The sequence below is a fragment of the Capnocytophaga sp. oral taxon 332 str. F0381 genome (genome assembly GCF_000318275.2).
GTDB classification, from domain to species: Bacteria; Bacteroidota; Bacteroidia; order Flavobacteriales; family Flavobacteriaceae; genus Capnocytophaga; species Capnocytophaga bilenii.
In genome coordinates, this window is sequence record NZ_KB291337.1 from 63,072 (window position 1) to 71,204 (window position 8,133).

General features: G+C 30.9%; 3 protein-coding genes. 1 reads left to right on the forward strand and 2 read right to left on the reverse strand.

Translation table 11 applies throughout. The annotated features are described in order from the left end of the window. On the forward strand, positions 1-1,046 hold a 1,046-nt coding region (locus tag HMPREF9075_RS10025; RefSeq protein WP_009416470.1), incomplete at its 5' end, for an Eco57I restriction-modification methylase domain-containing protein. A 20-nt stretch (positions 1,047-1,066) separates the two neighbouring features. Here HMPREF9075_RS10025 and HMPREF9075_RS10030 read toward each other — a convergent pair. Together HMPREF9075_RS10030 and HMPREF9075_RS10035 are read right to left on the reverse strand one after the other, a co-directional pair. After that, complete coding sequence (locus tag HMPREF9075_RS10030) at positions 1,067-4,054, reverse strand: DNA methyltransferase (protein ID WP_232305098.1); 2,988 nt, start codon at positions 4,052-4,054, stop codon at positions 1,067-1,069. A 322-nt stretch (positions 4,055-4,376) separates the two neighbouring features. Continuing rightward, positions 4,377-7,700 (reverse strand): helicase-related protein, encoded by a 3,324-nt coding sequence (locus HMPREF9075_RS10035; protein WP_009416472.1) that lies wholly within the window; start codon positions 7,698-7,700, stop codon positions 4,377-4,379. Positions 7,701-8,133 lie beyond the last annotated feature (433 nt).

An 8,133-nucleotide genomic window follows, 5' to 3' on the forward strand; every position in this document is an offset into this window, starting at 1 on the left:
CTGGCTTCGATATTGTCATTGGTAACCCACCATATGGAGCTAAACTTTCACAAGAAGATAAAAAGGTTTTAAAGAAGAAATATATATCTGCTCAAACCATCAAAGGAATACAAAAAGGTTCATTAGATACGTATACACTCTTTATTGAATTAGGCTATAACCTATTGAAAAAAGGAGGAAATTTAGGCTTTATAGTGCCTATATCTATTACATCAAGCGAAGCTGTAATAGGAATTCATAAGCTACTAAGAAATAATTGTAGAGCAATAAAGCTATCCTCTTATGCGGTTCGTCCTAAACCTATTTTTGAAAATGCAATGGTAAATACTTCCATTATTCAATATGTGAAAACAAATACACCTTGTGAGAGTATTCTATCTACTAAAATGTATAGAAGAGGAAAAAACTTTAATCTTGAACAACTTATTAATAATTTAGATTTTGTTGAAACAAAAGATCTAATGTTAGTAGGACGTATACCAAAAATCAGCTATAATATAGAAAGAAATATTTTAACAAAAATACTCAATCAAAAAACTATATCTAAATATCTATCAGAGAAAGGGAATCCTATATATTATAGAGCTGCAGGAGGAAGATATTTTAAAGTTGTTACAAATTATTCAACAGGTTCTTCTGCTGAAAAAATACTATTATTTTCTTCTGAATTATCTAATTCTATTGGAGGAATACTAAGTAGTAATCTTTCTTTTTGGTTTTATCAGATTTATTCTGACAATCTTAATTGGAAAAGTTATGAAATAGAGAATTTTACAATACCCTATCTTAGTGATAAAGATATTGTAGCATTAGAAAAACTTTATCAAGAATACTTAGCTGATATAGAAAATAATGCTAAGAATAGGACTGTAACAGAGGATTCAAGTTATCATATCAATGAATTTAAAGAGTATAAAATTCAAAAATCAAAACATATTATTGACAAAATAGACGATCTTATTTGTCCTTTGTACGGACTTACACAAGAAGAAATTGATTTTATAAAAAACTATGAAATAGAATTTAGACTATCTGACAATGATTAACAAAGAAGTGAGTTTTTAACTCACTTTTTTGCTTCATATTCTTCTTTTGATATAATACTTTCAATATTAGGATCTATTATTTTTACCTCTTCATACGTTAGGTTATAAAGTTTATAGACTAAGATATCTATCTGATTTTCTAAGTCTATTGTGTCAAAGTTAGAATCCTTTTCTTTAGCATTAAGAATTTGTGTTACTAAAGTTATAAAAGGATATAATATATCCTTTTCTATTAAAGGAATAGGTAAGTTATTAATCATTTCAGGATTGAAATTTATACCTTGATTGTAGCTTGAGCCTCTATATTTTTCTGTTATATAAAAAATAGAAAACTTTGAATTTATAAGGGCTAAAGGGAAAAAAAGTTCTTTTGCAGTATCAGATGTGATAACTAATGTTGATTTTCCAGGAATAATAATACCTTCTTTATCAATGCAAGCGTCCAATAAAGTTAAGCCCTTAATAATAATTTTAGGGCAATAAGATTTCATACCATAACTATTTTTAAAATTCAAACTAAACTCTTCTTTATTAACTGTTGGAATCTGATATTTATCTTTAAGGTAAGTCATTGTTTTCTCCCCCCATTTAGATATAAATCTACCTATTGTTCCTGTATTTATTATTTTCAGTCTACTAGAATCATACTTTGTATCAGATATGTATGGTTTTATCTTATAAGCATCTGATGTTGCACAGGCATTTTCACATACCCAATAGTCAGAAAATATTTTTATACAAGAATCTACCTTATTTATGATACTAATATTTTTAGAGAATAACCAATCTAAAGAGTAAGGCTCTTTTATTATTTCTTTACTGATGATAGAAAAGTTTATAATATTTTCTTTTGCAAAAATATCTATAAGAATTTCCTTTTTTAATTTTTTTGTTAGAAATGTTATAATTGCATCTACATTAGCACTTTCAAAAATATTTCTTCCGCATTCTGTTATTCTATAAAAGTTTGGGAATAGTTCTTTTCTTAATTCATAACCAAAAGGCTTAGAAGTCCACTTATCAGGGGTGATATATGTTAATATTCCTTTTTCGTTAAGTATTTTAAAACCTTTTTCAAAAAAAGCTATATAAATATCCCAATTACCTTTACAGAAGTCATATTCTATAGATAATGTATTTCTAATAGCTTCTTGTCCATTTTTCACCATTGCTTCTGAATCAATGTATGGTGGGTTACCAATGACAATATCGAAGCCAGAGTTGTTTAAATTATTTGCCCCTTTAAATACATCAGCAAAATATATATGCCATAAGAAAAAAGGTTTTTCATCTGTTTCTTGTAGTTTTATTATTTCCTTACGGCTTATATCTAATTTTGCTATCTCCTGCTCTAAGGATTCTTTTTCTCTTTCTTGCTTAAGAGTTAAAATATCATTTTTATATTTAGGAGTAATTTCTAACTTTAATCTTTCTAGGTGATTTCTACGCAACTCCAAATTATAATCTATATGCTCCTGTATTTTGTTGTTAATTTGTTTTCTTAAACGCTTCTTTGTTTCAGCGTCTGTAACACTAAAATATTTTTTAATATCTTGCTGCAAGCTTTCAGTAAAGTCTTTTTTGGTAAAGGTTATTTTAAGCTGTGGTTCTACATAGTTTCCAAATAAGTCTTTTTGTGAATTTTCAACAAGCATTAAATTATTATTTTCTGTTGTGAGATTACTCAAATCCACTCCCTGATAGCTCTCTAACAAGCTATTTCCCTGCATAATTTTAAAATCTAAATTAGGCAAAGGTTCTGGAATAGTCTCATCTACCACCAAGGCTAACCAAAAACGCAAACGTGCTATATCCACAGCCCCTTTCTCAATATCTACTCCATAGATATTGTTTTGCAAGATCTCCTTCTTTATATTTACCGACTTCTCCTCCCCAAGTGCTATCCTACATTTGTACAACTCATTCAGCATCCCCATAGGGAATGCTCCCGACCCAATCGCTGGGTCACATATTTTTACCTCTTTTAGACTATTAAGTACTTTTTTGCAAGTATCCTCCTCCCATTTAGTGTTGTGCTTTTCTACTAAATTGCGTATGTTTACCTCTTCCTCTTTGTGTTTCTCAGTTAGGTAGGCAATAAGCGACTCTCTGCACATATATTGTACAATCTCTTTAGGAGTATAGAACGCCCCTTTATCCTTATTGTCTTCCAAAAGATTCTCAAATATTTTCCCTAACATTTCAGGATCAATACCTATTTGGGTATCTTCAGGGTCGTTCTCATCAATGGTAAAATTGTATCTACTAAAAAACTCAAAGGTACGCTCAAAAAGTTCTTCCGAGAAAATAACCCTTTCATTATCTATAATATCTCTTTCAAACAGCCCCCCATTCAGGTAAGGCACTTTTTCCCATTCCTTTAGTAGTGATAAATTCCACTGCTCAGCTTCAAAAAGCGCTCTTCTGTCTTCTGGTTTGGTATTAAGTACTCCAAAAAATAGTGGCTCTAATACCTCTTCCAAAAAAGATGTTTTATCTGATTTTCCAAATAAATTTTTCAGATAATTTACATCACCATTCAGCCATTCTTTCTTTTGTAAGAAATATAAAAACACCAAGCGTCCTAATAGTTTCTTTACGTAATCACGTACGCATTTGTCATCTTCTCCAAAAGGAGAGAGATATTGTGGGTCTGGCAAGTGTTTTTCTTTCTCTACCCATTTTCCTTTTTCTTTTACAAAACGCTTTCCTGTAATATGTTCTACAAAATCCTCATATATAGCTTTATACTCTTCAAAGAACTCTTTATTAAGAGCTTCTACTTCAAAAGCAGCAAAAAAATCTTTTACTTCAAAATTAGATTGTTGTAGAGTAAAAAAGCGCTCAACAGCAGTAGTATGAAGCTCATCTGTACCAAAAACGTAAGTATATTTTCGCGGATTAGTTTCTATACTTTCAGCCTCAGCAAAAAATTCACTAGCTGTATTTTTACTGATGAATGAAAAACGCCATTCTTTTCTATTGGTATCTTCATAAGCATAAGTCACCAGTGCTCCTTCAATAGCATCGTTTACGATATACTTCTTTACAAAGTTGTTTACCGTTACTTTATTATGGCTTATCTGTACCTTGTTATTCAAAATCACTTCATAGATGGGGAACTCTACATCATCATTTGTTCTCAGCTTTCCTAACTGATGAAAGCTTTTTACTAGCTTAGTAGCTTCATTAGTATAAAGAGTAATACTTTTGGGTGCTAAAAATAATTGTAATCTATCGTTATTACCACTCAAAAAATGAAGACTATGCCCCCAAGTTTTTTGGTTGTAAGGAGCTTGAAATATTTCGCGTAATTCGGTCTTTGTCATCTTAAATAAAAGTTTCTGTAAGCACTATAGTAGGTTCTTCGTAGGTTTGAACTATATGATTTTCTTTTAGTCGTAAACTATCAAGACGAGCTATCTCTGCAAAAGGATAACGATTTAATATCTCTGCAAGTTTCTCTACCAATATTGACAGAGGAAATTGCTTCTTTTTCTGTATAGTCGCTAATTGAGTTACTTCTCTTAAAAAACGATTAAATTTCCCTTTATATATAGTCTCCAAGCCTGTTTTTATAATTGTTACTTGCATATCTGTAAGTCCTGCTTGCACTTTCATCTTTATCAAATTTTCTAAGAATTTTTTTGCTTTATTTTCCTGCTTATTTAAATTGTATTTATCAAATTCTTCAACCGAATACTCTCTGTTGTATACTTCCTTAAAATGAATAATAGCCTTATTTACAGGTTTAAATAATTGTGTTTCAATAACAGTGGTTTTTTCCTCTTTGGTAGCTTCAAATAGCTTAATAGCTTGGTAAAAAGTAATTTCCACACAGTTGTTTTCATTAGCTACATAAAAACCTTCTTTCATTTGGTTGCGCAGATAGCAAAGTACAGCATTATCTATAGGTTGTCCTATAACAGCAAGAGCTTCTTCACGTTTCACATTGGCTAATCGTGCAATACGACTTTTTAAAGGTAATTTTTTAATACGTTGGTAGGTTTTCAAATCATTTTTATATAGCATACGTACTTTTTCCAAATATTGTAAACGCTCATCTACTTCTTCTTGTGTTTGTAGATTACCTAAAACGTTATCTACTATTTGTTCCTCTTCCGTATACACTTTGGCATCCTCCCCCAATGCAGTGTGAAAACTTTGTAGTTTTTTCAGAGCCTTTTCGTTAAGAGTTATTAGTTTGTTAGATTCAGCAGTCGGGAAAAAGTTATAAACATAAATGTTTTTAGCTTTGCTACCAATACGATTCACGCGCCCTATACGCTGCATCAGTTTAGTAGCATTCCAAGGTATATCATAATTCAATATCACATTAGCTCGGTGCAAGTTAACACCCTCAGCAAGTACTTCTGTAGTAATGATTATATTGTATTTATTTTCCTGATTTTCAGGGTAATTAGCGTCAAAATTCTTACGAATAGTAGCAAATTGAGTTTTGCTATTTTTAGCACTGATAGCCAACACATCATTCCTGCCTATCTTTCTAAGCTCATCAGCTAAATAATCAACTGTTTCTGTACTTTCAGAAAAGATAACCAATTTTTTCTCTATATTCCTCTCATCCAAAAGAGTAGTATTTATTGTTTTAAAAAACTCTTCTAGCTTAGGGTCTTCTCCTATATTTTCCCACTGTTGTACTAATGCTTCCAATATTACTTGGTCTTTTTTGAGTCCTTCCAATAAGCCTTCCGAAAAATCTTTAGCCTTAAATATCCTATTCTTAGGCGATTTTTCACTTAAAGATTCTATTTTAGCCTCTAATTCTTCTTCTCGGTAATTGTCTAAAAACTTATTAACATCCAAATCAGGAGCAATATACACTTTATCATTGGCAAACATTTCTATCATTCTTTGGTTAGAAATTTTGAAGCGGCGTAAAGAATTAACAAAAGCTGTAAAACTACTTTCCAAACGTTTTACCAGTAATGTCTTCATTATCATTGCCAACTGTAAAGCTATGTGTTGAGCATTATCGTATAAATCAGCAAATTCAGGATTAAGAAATTCAATAGCTCTATACCTGTAATAAGCCAAATTAGTGAGAATAGCAGTTACTGTACTATCAAATACTTGTGCCTGATAAGCATTAAAATTATAGCTTATTTTATTAGGACCTACTACTGTAGGGAATGTCATTCCTTGCGAGGCTATATCTTCACTATAACGTTCTATTTTCTTAATGTCAGCACGTGTACGCCTAATTACTATTTCCGAAAATACTTTTTCTCTGATAGGCTCATAAATAGCTTTTACCTCCTTTATTAGCGCATCACCTTTCAAACTTTTTAAGTTTTGGTATGCTACACTTTTCTCATAAAAGAATGATTTAAGGTTAGGAACTCCTTCAATAGTTGAATTCCTTGCATCTTGAAAGAGAAATATTTGGTTCGCTATATCATCAGGCTTATTATTGATAGGGGTAGCCGAAATAAGTATTACTTTTTTTCTATTACTCATATCATTACCTAATCCTATACGTGGTGTTTTACAAAGTAACTCTAAATATTCGTATTTAGTAGTGTTAGACGAACGAAAATTATGAGCTTCATCCACTATAATAAGATCATATTCCTCAGGTTTCTGATAGTCAATGTTTTTATTTATAAATAGTTTGTGTAAGCTACCATTTGAAATAAAATCAACATAATTACCTATGCCAAAATCTTTTATTGTGTTTTCCCACCCCACTTTCAAAGCATTAGGATGAACTACCAATACTTTAGTGTTATGTCCGTTCTTAGCAATATACTTCTTTATGATGCGAGTTGCTACCACTGTTTTACCAAGCCCCACAACATCAGCTAGTATAAAACCATTGTGTTTCATCAGCATACGCACTCCCTCATTTACAGCATCAGCCTGATATTGCAAATTGGTATACCCTTCAGGTAGTTCTTCATTGTTTAGACTATCCAAAACAGCTTCTTCACCAAAATACTCTATAAGCATTTTTAAATACAAATCATAAGGAGTAAGAGTATTTTTAGCTAAATAAGTGCCTGCGATCAGCTTGTCTATATCTGCAGGAATAAGTTCAGAAGCATTTTTCCAAAGAGGCTCAAACTCATCAAGAGCAAACTTTACATCATCATAACTGTTGAGTTGTACGTTAAGTTCGTAATTAGCATCATCATAAATCCCTAAACCAGCATTTGTAAGGTTAGACGAACCCATTATCACACTTGCAAAAGAATCTTTATTAAAGTTCATTGGGCGTAAGATATAGAATTTAGCATGCAGTTTTTTCTGTCCGTAAGCTCTTATCTTTACTTTGCCCGAAAAAATATCGTCTAAAAACTGCTTAATACCATCCTCCACTTCAGCTTCATAAGGAGCTTTATCTATATCTTGTGTAATAGACCTCAAAAGTTCTTCTTTCGTTTTAATCTTATCCTCTAAGTATAATAATCCTTTTCGTTTAGCATCAGCAATTAGTTTATCAGCATTAATACCCACCAATATACGTATTTCGCTCATTTTCTCTAAAAAAGGACGCAATTTAAAATAACCTGAAGCCCTAAAATAGCCTACTAAAGCATCAAAAAAAGCTATAGGATTATTTTCAAGCACTCCTTCAAACTTCTTAAACAAGGTATTCCCTTCGGTATTGGTGAAAAACTTAGAACTCATAAATGCTTACAATACGGTTTTAAAATTAATAATTCCTTTTTTATCAACTCCTGCAACAATCACATAAATATCTTTTCCAATCTTATAAGGACATTCATTCAAATAATAGATTTTTCCTTCAAAAATTTCGCAATATTCAATATTCTCTCGTTTTACCTTTTAATTTCAAATTAAAGAAAAGAGTTCTTTGTTCTATACCACTATCATCAGTATAGGCAATAATTCCCTTATTTTTGTGTTTTATTATCTGTTTAATAATACCAGTATATAACCTTTCCATAGTCAGTTTTAAAGAAAAAACCATTTTTTTAAACAACGGCAAAAATAGTAAATGTTTTTTAATAAACAAATATTTTTTATACAATTTCCCATCAATTCAAAATTTAAAATTTCCCCATCCCCCTTGCGCCACACACTTTGGCAAACTTTCAAA